At 68.2% G+C, this 13443-nt stretch carries 14 protein-coding genes; 5 read left to right on the top strand and 9 right to left on the bottom strand.

The window, feature by feature from the left end; all coding sequences use genetic code 11:
• Positions 1–53: 53 nt before the first annotated feature.
• Positions 54–1166, top strand: a complete 1113-nt coding sequence (locus AC1DQJ_RS09785; protein WP_477602667.1) for an Mrp/NBP35 family ATP-binding protein — start codon at positions 54–56, stop codon at positions 1164–1166.
• Positions 1167–1300: 134 nt separating this feature from the next.
• Here the strand turns inward: AC1DQJ_RS09785 and AC1DQJ_RS09780 are convergent, their stop codons facing one another.
• The 6 genes from AC1DQJ_RS09780 to AC1DQJ_RS09755 form a co-directional block, all read right to left on the bottom strand.
• Positions 1301–2716: an MFS transporter gene (locus AC1DQJ_RS09780; RefSeq protein ID WP_477602665.1), complete on the bottom strand. Its 1416-nt coding sequence runs from the start codon at positions 2714–2716 to the stop codon at positions 1301–1303.
• Between the two features lie 96 nt (positions 2717–2812).
• Positions 2813–4243 carry an MFS transporter gene (locus AC1DQJ_RS09775; RefSeq protein WP_477602663.1) on the bottom strand — a complete coding sequence of 477 codons (1431 nt, stop codon included), beginning with the start codon at positions 4241–4243 and terminating at the stop codon, positions 2813–2815.
• Positions 4244–4411: 168 nt separating this feature from the next.
• Positions 4412–5317: an SDR family NAD(P)-dependent oxidoreductase gene (locus AC1DQJ_RS09770; RefSeq protein WP_477602661.1), complete on the bottom strand. Its 906-nt coding sequence runs from the start codon at positions 5315–5317 to the stop codon at positions 4412–4414.
• Between the two features lie 214 nt (positions 5318–5531).
• Positions 5532–6497: an HlyD family secretion protein gene (locus AC1DQJ_RS09765; RefSeq protein ID WP_477602659.1), complete on the bottom strand. Its 966-nt coding sequence runs from the start codon at positions 6495–6497 to the stop codon at positions 5532–5534.
• Between the two features lie 8 nt (positions 6498–6505).
• Positions 6506–7261, bottom strand: coding sequence for an ABC transporter ATP-binding protein (locus AC1DQJ_RS09760; RefSeq protein WP_477602657.1), 756 nt, complete (start codon positions 7259–7261; stop codon positions 6506–6508).
• Complete coding sequence (locus AC1DQJ_RS09755) at positions 7258–8400, bottom strand: ABC transporter permease (RefSeq protein ID WP_477602655.1); 1143 nt, start codon at positions 8398–8400, stop codon at positions 7258–7260. The genes AC1DQJ_RS09760 and AC1DQJ_RS09755 overlap by 4 nt, the downstream gene beginning before the upstream one ends.
• Before the next feature lie 269 nt (positions 8401–8669).
• On the opposite strand from AC1DQJ_RS09755, the gene AC1DQJ_RS09750 reads away from it, so the two are divergent.
• Positions 8670–8993, top strand: coding sequence for a DUF6665 family protein (locus AC1DQJ_RS09750; RefSeq protein ID WP_477602653.1), 324 nt, complete (start codon positions 8670–8672; stop codon positions 8991–8993).
• Here the strand turns inward: AC1DQJ_RS09750 and AC1DQJ_RS09745 are convergent.
• Both AC1DQJ_RS09745 and AC1DQJ_RS09740 read right to left on the bottom strand, forming a co-directional pair.
• The gene (locus tag AC1DQJ_RS09745; protein ID WP_477602651.1) at positions 8990–9466 is read right to left on the bottom strand and encodes a MarR family winged helix-turn-helix transcriptional regulator; all 477 of its coding nucleotides are present in this window, start codon (positions 9464–9466) and stop codon (positions 8990–8992) included. The two genes, AC1DQJ_RS09750 and AC1DQJ_RS09745, sit on opposite strands and share 4 nt — an antisense overlap.
• On the bottom strand, positions 9463–9882 hold the full coding sequence (locus AC1DQJ_RS09740) for an organic hydroperoxide resistance protein (RefSeq protein WP_477602649.1): 420 nt from the start codon (positions 9880–9882) through the stop codon (positions 9463–9465). Before AC1DQJ_RS09740 ends, AC1DQJ_RS09745 begins: the two co-directional genes overlap by 4 nt.
• A gap of 192 nt (positions 9883–10074) precedes the next feature.
• Here AC1DQJ_RS09740 and AC1DQJ_RS09735 point away from each other — a divergent pair, with 192 nt between their 5' ends.
• From AC1DQJ_RS09735 to AC1DQJ_RS09725, 3 genes are read left to right on the top strand one after another with little or no spacing between them, the layout of a single operon-like run.
• Positions 10075–11352, top strand: a complete 1278-nt coding sequence (locus AC1DQJ_RS09735; protein ID WP_477602647.1) for a NupC/NupG family nucleoside CNT transporter — start codon at positions 10075–10077, stop codon at positions 11350–11352.
• A 17-nt stretch (positions 11353–11369) separates the two neighbouring features.
• Entirely contained in the window at positions 11370–11987 is a 618-nt protein-coding gene (locus AC1DQJ_RS09730) for a glutathione S-transferase family protein (RefSeq protein WP_477602645.1), read from the top strand.
• Positions 11984–12442: a molybdopterin-binding oxidoreductase gene (locus AC1DQJ_RS09725; protein ID WP_477602643.1), complete on the top strand. Its 459-nt coding sequence runs from the start codon at positions 11984–11986 to the stop codon at positions 12440–12442. The genes AC1DQJ_RS09730 and AC1DQJ_RS09725 overlap by 4 nt, the downstream gene beginning before the upstream one ends.
• On the opposite strand, the gene AC1DQJ_RS09720 is transcribed toward AC1DQJ_RS09725, so the two are convergent.
• Positions 12439–13437, bottom strand: coding sequence for an MsnO8 family LLM class oxidoreductase (locus AC1DQJ_RS09720; protein WP_477602641.1), 999 nt, complete (start codon positions 13435–13437; stop codon positions 12439–12441). The two genes, AC1DQJ_RS09725 and AC1DQJ_RS09720, sit on opposite strands and share 4 nt — an antisense overlap.
• Positions 13438–13443 lie beyond the last annotated feature (6 nt).

Below are 13443 nucleotides of genomic sequence, written 5' to 3'. Positions count from 1 at the left end.
GCTATGAGCCGGATATGTGGCCCAGCAGGCGTTAAAGCAAGACAAAGGGCCGTATGGATCCGACAATCCCCGACCGCGACGCGGTGATCGCAGCCCTGGATCGCGTAGTTGATCCGAAGACCGGCAAGGGATTGGCGGCCGCGGGGCTTGTCCGTGGGCTGACGCTGGGCCCGGGCCGCGCCGGTTTCATGCTGGAAGTGGCTGTCAGCGAGACGGCGATGTACGCGCCGGTGCGCGACGAGGCCCAGGCGGCGCTGTCGGCCGTGCCCGGCGTCGCCAAGGCCCAGGTGGTGCTGACCTCCGAACATGCGGCCGCGGCCCCTCCTGCCGAAGGCGTGACCCGAGTCCGCAAGGGCGCGCGGCTGGCGCAGGACCCGCAGGCCGCGCCGGCTCCGCCGGCCGACGCCGCGCGGCCGGCCCATGTGCGCCGGGTGATCGCCGTGGCCAGCGGCAAGGGCGGGGTGGGCAAGTCGACCATCTCGGTCAACCTGGCCGCCGCCTTCGCCGCCCAGGGCCTGCGGGTGGGGCTGCTGGACGCCGACGTCTATGGCCCCTCGGCGCCGCGGATGCTGGGCGTCGACGAGCAGCCGGCCTTTGTCGACGGCAAGCTGCAGCCGCTGGAGGCCTGGGGGCTGAAGGTGATGTCGATCGGCTTCCTGGTCGACGAGGGCGCGCCGATGATCTGGCGCGGGCCGATGGCCTCGTCCGCCGTGCGCCAGATGATGAACGACGTGGCCTGGGGTTCGGAGGCCGAGCCGCTGGACCTGCTGGTGGTCGATCTGCCGCCGGGGACCGGCGACATCCAGCTGACCCTGATCCAGAAGATGAAGATCGACGGGGTGGTGATCGTCTCCACGCCTCAGGAGATTGCGCTGATCGACGCGCGGCGGGCGGCCTCGATGTTCCGCAAGACCGCGACCCCGATCCTCGGCGTGATCGAGAACATGGCCTATTTCGCCGATCCGACCACGGGGACGCCGATCCCGATCTTCGGCTCCGGCGGGGCTAAGGCGGAAGCTGCCAAGTTGGGCGTGCCGGTGCTGGCGGAGATCCCGCTGGAGATGGCGCTACGCGAGGCCTGCGACGCGGGCCGGCCGCTGGTGGCGGTCGACCCGGGCAGCGCTTCGGCCAAGGCGTTCATCGCCGCGGCGAAGGCGCTGGGGTAGGGCCTTCGTAGAGCCTCCCCTCTTTGGGGGAGGTGGCGTCCCGAAGGGACGACGGAGGGGGACGGCTCTCGATCCGGTCCCCCTCAGTTAGCCATGTGGCTGACAGCTCCCCCAGTGGGGGAGCATCTGTCCCCCTAGCGCGGCGTGTCGGTCGCCAGACCGACGCCGCTGACCGTTTGCAGCAGGCCAGCTTCAGCCGCCAGGGCGTCGCGCTCGTCGAGCTGACGGCGGACCTCGGCGTGGCGCTTGGCGTCGAGCTTCCAGCCGATGAAGGCCGCGCCGCCGAAGAACACCAGGATGATCGGGGCGAAGACGTAGCAGAGTTCCAGGCCGCGGATCGCCTCGGGGGTGTTCGCGGCGCCCTCGGCGGCGTTGTAGCCGACCAGGTCCAGGACGGTGAAGCTGATGCCGACGGTGATGGCCGAGCCGATCTTCTGGGTGGTGGTGACCAGGGCGTAGAGCAGGCCGACCCGTTCCTTGCCGGTCTCCAGGCGGACCTCGTCGGCGACGTCGGCGACCATGGCGCGGACGATCAGCACGAAGGCCGAGGAGACGAAGCCGACCGAGAACATGCCGGGGATGGCCAGGCTCATGGTCGCCGGCGGGATGATCATCAGCGCCGCCTGAGTGACGGCGTAGGCCACGGCCGAGACGATCAGGGCGCGGTGCTTGCCGATCTTCTGGGCCAGCCAGCCCCAGAACATGGCGCCGACCAGGCCTGCGCCGATGAAGAAGACCAGCAGGACGCCGGTCTGCTGGGTGCTGTAGCCGCGGGCGTCGTGGAAGAAGAACAGGTAGAGGGCCGCGGTGGTGCCCGGGCCGAGAGCCATGAACAGGTCGGCGAAGATCAGGCGGGCCATTTCCGGACGGCGGACCAGGTCCCAGTAGTCGCGCAGGGTGACCTGTTCCTTGGTGTTCACCTCGGGGGCGACGCGCTCAGGGGTGATCAGGGTGCAGAGGGCGAGGGTGACCGGGATCAGCAGGATGCAGAACCAGCCCATGGCGTGGACGCCATTGACGCCCTCGCCGGCCTTGCCGAGCGCCAGAGGCAGCAGCAGGATCAGCACCGCGCCGATCACGCCGACCGCCTGGATCACGCCGTAGACGCGCGAGCGATCGTGATAGTCGGTGGCCAGCGACGCGCCCCAGGCGGCCTGGGACAGGGTCAGGATCGAGACGCCCAGATAGAGCACCAGCAGCCAGCCGACCAGGTAGGTCTCGGTGATCCCGGGCTGCGCCATGAACAGCATGTAGGCGGCGAGCATGACGATCGGACCGCCGATCAGCAGCCAGGGCCGGTAGCGGCCGATCCGGCTGCGGGTGCGGTCCATGGCCATGCCCAGCAGCGGGTCGATGGCCAAGTCGATCAGCCGCACGATGGTGAAGGCGAGGCCGACCGCGGCCAGCGACAGCCCGAGTTGGCCGGCGAAGAACCGCGGCAGATAGACCGCCATGACCAGGCCGATGGCGGCGATGGGCAAGGCCGTGGAGGAAAACGCCAGCACGACGGGCAGGGGCAGGCGCGAGTTGCCTGCGGCGGAATTCGCCATGAACGCCTCAAATGTCTGGCCCCGGAAAATGACTGGGGCGGTTTCTGAAAATGCTGCGGCCCGGCTGCGCGCCGGGCCGCGGTTGGTTCGGTAGTACTATCGACCCGCTTGGGGCGGGACTGCAATGGCTGCGTCGATGCCTGCGACCTCGATGATCGGGGCTTCGTCGTAGAGCGCGTCGCGTTCGTCCAGCTGGCGGCGGATGTCGCCGTGCCGTTTGGCGTCCAGGCTGTAGCCGACCATGCAGGCGCCGCCGAGCATCACGAACACGATCGGGCCGATCAGATAGGCCAGTTCGAGGTTGTGGATGGCCTCGGGCGTGTTGGCCACGCCCTCCTTGGCGACGTAGCCGACCGCGTCCAGCACCATGAAGGTCAGACCGATCGAGAATGCGCCGGCGATCTTCGAGGTCATGGTGGTGATCGCGTAGAGCAGGCCCGAGCGTTCCTTGCCCTGTTCCAGGCGCACCTCGTCGGCGATGTCGGCGGTCATGGCGCGGGTCAGGACGTTGAAGCCGGCGGCGAGGAAGCCGGCCCCGAACATCGGCACGATGGCGACCAGCATGTTGCCCTTCGGGATCAGCATCAGCGACATCAGGATCAGCGAGTAGCCGGTGGTGGCGACCATCACCGCGCGGTGCTTGCTGATCGACATCGCCAGGCGGCCCATCATCGGCGCGCCCGCGAAGCCGGCCAGGATGTAGACGGCCAGCAGGATCGAGGACTGGCCCGTGGTGAAGCCGCGGCTGTCGGTGAAGAAGAACAGGTAGAGCGCGCTCATCCAGCCCGGGCCCAGCGCCAGGCACAGGTCGGCGGCCAGGATCCGCGCCATGCTCGGGCGGGTGACCAGCGACCAGTAGTCGCGGAGCTTGAACTGATGGCCGGCGACTTCCGGCGCGATGCGCTCGGGCGTGCGCCAGACCACCAGGCCGACCGCGATCGGGGTGAGCAGCAGGATCAGCCAGCCCATGGTCTCGACGTTGCGCGAATCAGGCAGGCCGCGGGCCTCGGCGAGAATCGGTATGGCCAGGACGGCGGCGGCGCCCAGAACGCCGACCGCGGTCATGATGCCGAACACCCGCGAGCGGTCGTTGTAGGCGGGCGCAAGTGTCGCGGCCCAGGCGGCGTGGGAGAGCGCGAGGATCGAGGTCCCCAGGTACATCACCAGCAGCCAGAAGATCAGGTAGACGATGCCGACCCCCTCGGCCGGCATGAACAGCCAGTACATGGCCGCCATCAGGAATGGCGCGCCGATCACGCTCCAGACACGGTAACGCCCCCAGCGGGTGCGGGTCTTGTCCATCACCCAGCCCAGCAGGCCGTCGACCGGAATGTCGATCATGCGGACGATGAAGAAGGCGCTGCCCACAGCGGCCAGACTGACGCCCAGGTGGCTGGCATAGTGGCGAGGCAGGTAGACCGCGACCGCGATCACGACGGCTTGGATCGGAAGGCTGGTGGCGGCGAACGCAAATATGGTGGACAGCGGCAGCGAGCTTGCGCGCGGAGCCGGCGAGGCCTGGGTCAAGGTTCGGTTTCTCCCTATGGCGAGCCGGGCCTCTGCGGGCCTTCGGTCTCGGGCATAGGTTACGCGCGATAACCCACACGGCGGCAAGTGAATTCGTCGAAACGAAACGGGCGGCCGCCCCCGAGAGACGGCCGCCCGCGAATAGATCACCCTATGGGTGTGGGAAGCCTAGCCGCCCTGGAGCTTGCGGAAGAACTTGCCGCTCTGCTCGCCGCCGTTGACGTAGGCCTGCTGGCCGGCCGGATCGGAGATCTTGGCCCAGTTGTCGCGGACCTCTTCGACCGACAGGCCGCCCTCGCCGAGGTACACGCCCTCGGTTTCGTAGATGCGCGAGAGGGCGAAGGCGCCGGCGCCGGCGGTCAGGATCGCGCCGGTCGGGGCTTCTTCCGAGGCCAGGTAGACGACGCCCGGGGTGACGTATTCCGGCTTCAGCTTTTCCAGCACCGGGGCCGGCATCAGGTTCTCGGTCATGCGCGTGGCGGCGACCGGGCTGATGGCGTTGATGTGGATGTTGTTCTTTTGGCCTTCGAGCTTGATGGTGTTCATGAAGCCGATGATGCCGAGCTTGGCCGCGCCGTAGTTCGCCTGGCCGAAGTTGCCGTACATGCCCGACGACGAGGTCGTCACGACGATGCGGCCGTAGTTCTGCTCGCGCATGATTTCCCAGACCGCCTTCACAGGCTTCACGGTGCCCATGAGGTGGACGTTCACGACCAGCTCGAAGTCCGACAGTTCCATCTTGGAGAAGGACTTGTCGCGCAGGATGCCGGCGTTGGCGATCAGGATGTCTATGCGGCCCCAGGTGTCCATGGCCTGCTTGACCATCAGGGCGACGCCGGCGTCGTCGGTGACCGACGAGCCGTTGGAGATGGCTTCGCCGCCGGCGGCCTTGATCTCGGCGACCACGGCGTCGGCCGCGGCCGAGGAGCCGCCCGAACCGTCGACCGAGCCGCCCAGGTCGTTGACCACGACCTTGGCGCCGCGACGGGCCAGCTCAAGGGCGTGCTGGCGGCCAAGGCCGCCGCCCGCGCCGGTGACGATCGCGACTTTGCCGTCGAAGCGGATGTCCGCCATGGAAGTCTCCCAACCAAACAGGGGTTTGAAATTTGCGCGGGTTGTGCGGCGCGGGAGAGGTGGCGTCAAGCGTGGCTCTTCCTCCCCTCCTGAGGGAGGTGGCTCGATGCGACGCACGAGACGGACGGGGTCTGCTCTCAAATCTGAGTCGGACGTCCCCCTCAGTCAGCCGTGCGACTGACAGCTCCCCCAGCGGGGGAGCATCTGGTCATCGTTACCGCGCGGCCAGGGCCGCGCCGCCGTCGCGCATGAACTTCACCAGCACCCGCTGGCCGATCAGGAACGGGGCGCTGTCAGCGCTGACGACCACCTCGACAACGCGGTCGTCGGTGCGCTCGGTGGGGTCGTCCGACTGCAGCTTGCGGGCGCCGAACACCGCGGCTCGGCGCAGCACCTTGCCGCTGTAGAACTTGGTCGGCTCGGATTCCGGGGCGATCTGCACGACCTGGCCGATGGCCACGTGCGGCAGGGCGCTCTCGGCGATCTCGGCGCGGACGATGCGCGGCGCGGTCGGCTCCAGGTCGAACATGTTGGAGACGTTAAGGGTCGAGGCGCCGGCGCCCGGATTGGCGTAGCGGCGAGCGATTCGCCCATCGGTCGGGGCGCGGATGATGGTCAGTTCGAGGTTGTAGCGGGCCTCTTCAAGCGCCGCCTGGGCCGTGGCGATGGCGGCGCGCTGAGCCTGAATGTTGGCCTGGGCCTCACGGATCTTGTCGGTGGCCTGATCGACCTTCTGCGCGGCGACGAAGTTGGTGGAGACCAACCCCTGCAAGCGCTTGTGCTCCCGCTCGGCGCTGGTCAGCTGGACTTGGTACTGAGTCATCTGGGCCTTGGCCTGATCGACCAAGGCGGCGGCGCGGGCGGCCGACAGCTTGGGCTCGTCATCTTCCTGGCGGGCGAGGATCTGGCCCTTAACGACCTTGTCGCCTTCCTGGACATAGACCTCGCGCACGATGCCGGCGCGGCGGGCGGCGACCTGGATCATCCCGCCCTCGACGTCGGCCTTGCCGTTGGCGATGGCGACATAGGGGCTCTTGGGCGCAGCGGCGGCGGCGACCTTGGCCTCCTCGGCCTTCTTGGCCTTGGCCTGGCCGGACATCATGACGGCGCCGCCGCCGAGGACGACGAGGGCGGCGACGACCGCTATCTTGATGCGGTGGGATTTCACGAAGGCGAACATGGTCTCTCTTAGGCTCCGACGAGCTCGGGTTGGCTGAGGGCGGCCGGGTCGTACGCGCCGTTCGTGCGTCGATCGTCCAGGATGCGGCCGTCTTCGATGTGGATGATGCGGTCGGCGTAGGCCTCGAGCCGCGGGTCGTGGGTGACGCAAACCACCGCCGCGCCGTGTTCCTTGGCGGCGCGTTGCAGAAGCTTGATGACGATCTGGCCGTTCTCGCCGTCCAGGGCGCTGGTCGGTTCGTCGGCGAACAGCAGACGTGGGTCCTTGGCCAGGGCGCGGGCGATGGCGACGCGCTGCTTCTCGCCGCCGGACAGTTCGGCCGGCCGCTGGTTGAGGCGGGCGCCAAGGCCCACCTCAGTCAGAGCGACGGCGGCGCGGTCCTTGGCCTCGCTTGGTGAGTAGCCCTTGTACTTCAGGATCGTGGTCACCTGCTGCAGGGCGGTCAGCGCGCCGAACAGGTTGAAGCCCTGGAAGATGAAGCCGCAGTGGTCGAGGCGGAACTTGTCGATCTTGCCGGGACGCTGACTCCAGAGATCCTCGCCCAGGGCGGTGACTTGTCCGGCGTCCGGCCGCAGCAGGCCCGACAGAGCGGCGATCAGGGTCGACTTGCCCGAGCCCGAGGGGCCCATGACCATGGTCATCTCGCCATGGCGGCAGTCGAAATCGACCGACTTGAGCACCTCGATATGGGTGCGGCCGGTCTTGAAGCGCTTGATCAGGCCGGTCCCCTGCAGCGCGATCGGATTGACGGGGAGAGCGTTCATCGCAGCAGGTCCGCCGGTTGGCTCTTCTTCAGGATGCCGAGGGCCATCAGGCCGGAGGCGAGCGAAATGATCATCAGCAGCACCGCCACGCCGACCACCCAGGTGACCGGGTAGCCCAGCGGCAGGCCGCCGCTCTTGGCCAGCAGCGAGACCAGGAAGGTGAAGACCGCCGTCGCGCCCAGGCCGGCGACCCCGACCCAGAACGAGAGCTCCAGCACGATCAGGCGCAGCGAGCCCATCGAGACGCCCAGAGCGCGCAGCGAGGCGAACTCCTTGATGTTGGCGAGGATGGCGCCGCGCAGCGTCTGGGAGGTGATGCCGACCCCGATCAGGAAGCCGAGGAAGACCGAGAAGCCCAACAAGACCCCGATGATCTGTTCCTTCATCAGCGCGCCTTCGTTGGCCTTGGCGAGTTCGGCGCGGGTCCAGGCGCGGTAGGCGCCCTTGGCGCTGGCGTTGAGCTGGTCGCGGACAGCTTCGGCCTGGGCCGGGTTCTGGATGCGGACCATCAGCGGCCCAGTCTTCTCGCCCTTTTCCATCATGCCCAGGCGGCGAAGGGTGTCGCGGGAAACGACGACCGAGGCCTGGTTGATGTCGGGATAGCCGTCGAGCAGGGCGCGGATGCGGACGGTCTTGCCGTTCAGTGTGGCTGTATCACCGAGCTTTACACCCAGGCGGCCGAGCGCCGAGCGGTCGATGGCCACGGCGTTGGGCTCCATCAGGGCGATCCGCACGGCTTCGGAGTAGTCGATCGGCAGGGTGAGGGCGCCCTTTTCAGTGTCGACCATGTTCACCTGGACGAAGGTGGTGACCTGCTTCTGGCCGCCCTTGGGCTGGTTGCTCCAGCGACCGCCGCCGCCGTCGAAACTGGCGACCTCAGCGACGTTCGGGTTGAGGTAGAGCTGGGGGCCGATGCGGCGCGGCAGGCTGGAAGGCCCTGAATTGATCAGGCTTTCCGACTTGGCCGGCATGATCATCAGGTCGGCGCGCGAGCGGTCGATGGTCGCGGTCGCCGCCTTCACGATGCCCGTGAACATGCCCACCTGGGCGAGGATCAGCAGGCCGGAGAAAGCGAGCGCGATCACTGCAGCCAGATAGCGCCGCCATTCGAAAATCAGTGTCGCCAACGCAAGAGACATTGTGGCCCTCCTGTGGCGCAGCATGTGGGGCCGGGCAGGTCCAGGAGCCTAGTTAAATCGAGGTAAGGCGACGCTGGCCACCCTGACCAGCCACTGCTGCAGACGTTACGTAGTTACACTTTGAAGGTCCCGGGCGGGGCGGGCTTGTGCGAGCGCGCCACCGGCGCCGAGCCCTATGAGCTGCCGCCCCGCTGCGTCGCGGCCACGGACTAGCGGGGGAGGAATTGGCTCCGCTTGCCCGTCGCCTTGGGCGGGGCATAATCCGGGGCATGTCGAACCTGCGGATGCCCCAGAGCGCGCTGGGGCTGAACTTCCAGAGCGGCGCCAGCATCCTGGACTACGAGATCCAAGGGGAGCGCGCCAACGCCCTTGGTATGGCCGGGCGCAAGGTCGAGATGGCGTTGGAGGCGCTGCGGGCCTTCGATCCCCAGACGGGCGCGCCGGAGGAACGGGTCGTTCTGCTCAAGGACGCGGCCAAGGCGGTCTGGCACTATTTCATTCAGCGCGAGGCCTGCGGCATCCGCAACCAGCGGCCGGCGATCGAGCACTACCGCATTCCCGGCGAAGTCCTGGCGCGGCTTGGGGCCAGCTAGGCCTTCATCCGGCGGGCGAGGTCCTGCAGGGCGCCGCGCAGGTCGACGATCTGGTCCAGCGGCAGGTTGAGCTGGCAGGCGAGGGCGGCGGGCACTTCGGCCGCCTTGTCGCGAAGTGCGAGACCTGCCTCGGTCAGGGCGATCTGCACGCGGCGCTCATCCTGCGCATCGCGGGTGCGGGTGACGAAGCCGGCCGCCTCCAGCCGCTTGAGCAGCGGGGTGAGGGTGCCGGAGTCGAGGTCCAGCGCCTGGCCCAGCGCCTTGACCGTGCGGGGGGCGTCCTCCCACAGGGCCAGCATCACCAGGTATTGCGGATAGGTCAGGCCCAGCGGTTCCAGCAGCGGGCGATAGGCGCGCGTCACCAGTCCGCTGGCCGCGTAGAGAGCAAAGCAGAGCTGGTTGTCGAGGCGCAGCTGCGGGACGGCCGCGGATGCGGCCGTCCCGTTGGCGTCAGGTTTCGATCTGGCGGTCATTTCGCCTGAACAGATATCGCAACATCGACGTTGCCGCGAATGGCGTTGGAGTAGGGGCAGACCTGGTGCGCGGCGGCGACCAGCGCCTCGGCGGCGGTTTGGTCGAGGCCTTGTGTCTCGGCGTCGAGCGCCACGCCCAGCTTGAAGCCGCCCTCGGCGCGCGGATGCAACTCGACAGTGGCGGTCACGGCGGCGCCCTTCAGAGGGATCTTCTGCTGGCCGGCGATATAGCGGACCGCGTTCTCGAAGCAGGCGGCGTAGCCGGCCGCGAACAGCTGCTCGGGGTTCGTGCCGCCGCCCTTGCCGCCCATCTCCTTGGGCAGGGCGAGGTCGAGGCTGAGCAGGCCGTCCTGGCTCTCGACATGGCCGGCGCGGCCGCCGACGGCCCGGGCTTGGGTGGCGTAAAGGATGGTCATCTAATTGGCTCCAATTCAATTGTGCACAATCAAATAGAGCGCGCGGCGCCTTCGTCAAGGGGCGGCGGGGTCGCGACGCTGCGCGCGCTTGCTTAGACATGCCCGTCCGTGGACAATCGGCGCGACAAAAACTGCGCGTCACCGTGCGGTTCGTAGAATGTTTGGACCGCGGGGGCGGTCCGGGGGCCATGAATGTTCCGACCTGAAAATGCCCAGAGCCTCGCTGGCCTGGGCTTCGTTATCGCCGTGTGCTGGGCGTTGTCGGAGAACAAGAAGGTCTTCCCCTGGCGGCTGGCGCTGGGATCGGTCGCCGTACAGATCGGTCTGATCCTGCTGCTGTTCGGGCTGCCGGGCGCGCAGGGGGTGATCGAGACGATCAATCGCGGGGTCGACGGCCTGGCCGCGGCGACTGCGACCGGCACGCAGTTCGTGTTCGGCTACATGGGCGGCGGGGCCCAGCCCTATCAGGTGACCAACTCCGGGGCGCTGTTCGTCTTCGCCTTCCAGGTGCTGCCGCTGATCCTGGTGATCTCGGCGCTGTCGGCGCTGCTGTGGCACTGGAATATCCTGAAGTGGATCACCCGCGGCTTTGGCCTGCTGTTCCAGAAGACCATGGGCCTGGGCGGCGCCTCGGCCCTGGCGGTGGCGGTGAACATTTTCCTGGGCATGATCGAGAGCCCGATCGTGATCCGCGCCTATCTCGACAAGCTCACCCGCTCGGAACTGTTCCTGATGATGGTGGTGGGGCTGGCGACGGTCGCCGGCTCGACCATGGTGGCCTATGCGACGATCCTGAAGGTGGTGCTGCCCAATGCGGCGGCCCACGTGCTGGTGGCCTCGATCATCTCGGCCCCGGCCGGGATCCTGCTGGCCAAGATCATGATCCCCGAGAAGGAAGGGCAGGGCGGCCTCTACGCCGACTATTCCTCGCTGCTGAAGTACGACAGCTCCATCGACGCCATCAGCAAGGGCACGATGGACGGCCTGACCGTGGTCCTGAACATCTCGGCCATCCTGATCGTGTTCGTGGCCTTCGTGGCCATCGGCAATGCGCTGCTGTCGGTGTTTCCGCCAGTGCTGGGCGCTCCCCTCACCATCGAGCGGATGCTGGGCGTGGTCTTCGCGCCGCTGGCCTGGGCCATGGGCGTGCACTGGGACGAGGCGCTGAAGGCCGGCTATCTGCTGGGCGTGAAGCTGATGCTCACCGAGTTCATCGCCTTCATCCAGCTGGGCGCGATCCCGAACGGTGAGATGACCGAGCGGACCCGGATGATCCTGACCTATGCTCTGTGCGGCTTCGCTAACGTGGGGTCAGTCGGGATAACGGTGACCGGCATGGGCGTGCTGATGCCCGAGCGGCGCACCGAGATCATCGGCATGGTGTGGAAGGCGCTGATCGCCGGCTTCCTGGCCACCTGCATGACCGGCGCGCTGGTCGGGGCCATGCCTCGGGAGTTGTTCGGGCAATAGCCTCGAAGGAGGACGCGATGAAGCTCTACGATACGCCTCTGGCGCCGAACCCGCGGCGGGTCCGATGGTTCATGGCCGAGAAGGGCATCGAGGACATCGAGATCGTCCAGCTCAACCTGATGCAGGGCCAGCACAAGCAGGCCGACTACCTGGCCAAGGCCGGCCTGCCGAACGTCCCGGCGCTGGAACTGGACGACGGGACCTGCGTCACCGAGTCGGTCGCGATCTGCCGCTATCTGGAGAGCCGCTATCCGGAGCCGAACCTGTTCGGGCGCACGCCCGAGGAGACGGCGGTGATCGAGATGTGGCTGCGCCGGGCCGAGATGCTGGTCGCCACGCCGTTCATGATGGGCGTGCGCCATAGCCATCCGGCGATGGCTGCGCTGGACACCCAGATCCCGGCCGTCGCCGAGTACAACAAGGAGCAGGGCCTGCGGGCGCTGAAGGTGCTGGACCGCCGCCTGGCCGAGAGCGAGTGGCTGGCGGCCGATCGACTGACCATCGCCGACATCGTCGGTTTCATCGGCCTGGATTTCACCCGCATGATCAAGCTGGAGATCCCCGAAGAGCTGACCCACGTACATCGCTGGGCCGGCGTCATGCGCGCGCGGCCCGCAGCCAAGGCGGCGATGTGAGGGGGCTGATCCTCGCCCTCGCCCTGCTGGCGCCCGCAAGCGCGCTGGCGGCCGAACTGACGGTGGTCGCGCCTGGCGGCGCTTCCAAGAGCGTCAGCAGCGCCGACATCGCCGGCCTGCCCCGCGAGAGCGTGAAGGTCGGCGAGAAGTCCTATGAAGGGCCGGTGCTGAGCTATGTGCTGCGGGCCGGCGGACTGCCGGTCGGCGCCAAGCTGCACGGCGACCCGCTGCGGGCGTTCGTGGTGGTGACCGGCAAGGACGGCTTCAAGGCGGTCTATTCGCTGGCCGAGCTGGACCGCGACTTCCATGCCGACATGGTGATCTTGGCCGACACGGTCGACGGCGCGCCGCTGGGCGACAAGGAAGCGCCCTGGCGGCTGGTCCTGGCCGCCGACAAGAAGGCCTGGCGCAGCGTCTACGGCGTCACCCGGATTGAGGCGAGCATCGTCCCCTAGGTGGCCCTGATCAGCTCGAGCGACCGGATGCGGCTCTCAAGCGTCGGGCCGACCGCCATGACGAAGAGCTCGTCGGCTCCGGTGGCGCGCGCCTTCTCGTCCAGCCGCGCCTTGACGCTGGCCGGATCGCCGACGATGGCTCGGGCCATGACGCCGGCCATCCGAGGATCGCCCGCGCGTTCGGCCAGGAAGGCCTGGGCCTCCGGGATCGAGCGAAAGCGCCGCCGTTCTCCGTCCAAGGTCGCCAGGTTGCCGGCCCGCATCGGCGCGGCCAAACGATCAGCCTCTTCCGCGCTCTCGGCGGCCAGGGCGATGGTCGCCACGCCGGCCCAGGGTTTGTCGCGGAAGGCGGAGGGGGCGAAGGCTCTGCGATAAGCCTCGACCGACGGCCCGCCATCGGTGCGGGCGATGAACTCGGCGAACACCATGCCGACCCCGGCCTGGCCGGCGAAGACCGCGCTTTCCGGCGAGGAGCAGAGCATGAAGAGGTCGGGATGCGAGGGTCCCGACGGATTGGCGTGGATATCGTGGGCCGGATGGGCGTCGGTGATCGGCTCGACCCCTGCCGCGTCCAGCAGCCAGGCGTTCAGCAGCGCGAAGTAGTGCGGGAAGGCGTCCGACATGGCCGAGCGCAGCGCCGCGCCGGTCCGCCCGTCCGTGCCCAGCGCGCGGCCGACCCCGAGGTCGATGCGGCCGGGGGCCAGGGCCTCCAGCTCCATGAACACCTCGGCGACCTTCAGCGGCGAGTAGTTCACCAGCATCACCCCGCCGGAGCCCAGCCGGATGGTGCTGGTCGCCTGGGTCAAAGCCGCGATCAGGATCTCCGGCGCGGGCGAGGAGAGCGTTCCGATGTTGTGGTGCTCGGCCACCCAGAACCGCTCATAGCCGAGCCGCTCGGCGGCCTTGGCCACCTCAATGGTGTCGCGCACCCCTTGCGCCTGGGTGCCGTCGCCACTGACCGGCGAGAGGTCGAGAACCGAGAGGGCGTAGCTCATGAGGCG

The sequence above is a fragment of the Phenylobacterium sp. P4_E10 genome, assembly GCF_056401675.1.
The sequence above is the reverse complement of the archived record's forward strand: the minus strand, read 5'-3'. Positions and strand labels throughout refer to the sequence as shown.

Bases quoted from the DNA above. Each gene is read 5' to 3' on its own strand.
- AC1DQJ_RS09785 (WP_477602667.1), top strand. From the start codon at position 54: ATGGATCCGACAATCCCCGACCGCGACGCGGTGATCGCAGCCCTGGAT.
- AC1DQJ_RS09780 (WP_477602665.1), bottom strand. From the start codon at position 2,716: ATGGCGAATTCCGCCGCAGGCAACTCGCGCCTGCCCCTGCCCGTCGTG.
- AC1DQJ_RS09770 (WP_477602661.1), bottom strand. From the start codon at position 5,317: ATGGCGGACATCCGCTTCGACGGCAAAGTCGCGATCGTCACCGGCGCG.
- AC1DQJ_RS09765 (WP_477602659.1), bottom strand. From the start codon at position 6,497: ATGTTCGCCTTCGTGAAATCCCACCGCATCAAGATAGCGGTCGTCGCC.
- AC1DQJ_RS09760 (WP_477602657.1), bottom strand. From the start codon at position 7,261: ATGAACGCTCTCCCCGTCAATCCGATCGCGCTGCAGGGGACCGGCCTG.
- AC1DQJ_RS09755 (WP_477602655.1), bottom strand. From the start codon at position 8,400: ATGTCTCTTGCGTTGGCGACACTGATTTTCGAATGGCGGCGCTATCTG.
- AC1DQJ_RS09750 (WP_477602653.1), top strand. From the start codon at position 8,670: ATGTCGAACCTGCGGATGCCCCAGAGCGCGCTGGGGCTGAACTTCCAG.
- AC1DQJ_RS09745 (WP_477602651.1), bottom strand. From the start codon at position 9,466: ATGACCGCCAGATCGAAACCTGACGCCAACGGGACGGCCGCATCCGCG.
- AC1DQJ_RS09740 (WP_477602649.1), bottom strand. From the start codon at position 9,882: ATGACCATCCTTTACGCCACCCAAGCCCGGGCCGTCGGCGGCCGCGCC.
- AC1DQJ_RS09735 (WP_477602647.1), top strand. From the start codon at position 10,075: ATGTTCCGACCTGAAAATGCCCAGAGCCTCGCTGGCCTGGGCTTCGTT.
- AC1DQJ_RS09730 (WP_477602645.1), top strand. From the start codon at position 11,370: ATGAAGCTCTACGATACGCCTCTGGCGCCGAACCCGCGGCGGGTCCGA.
- AC1DQJ_RS09720 (WP_477602641.1), bottom strand. From the start codon at position 13,437: ATGAGCTACGCCCTCTCGGTTCTCGACCTCTCGCCGGTCAGTGGCGAC.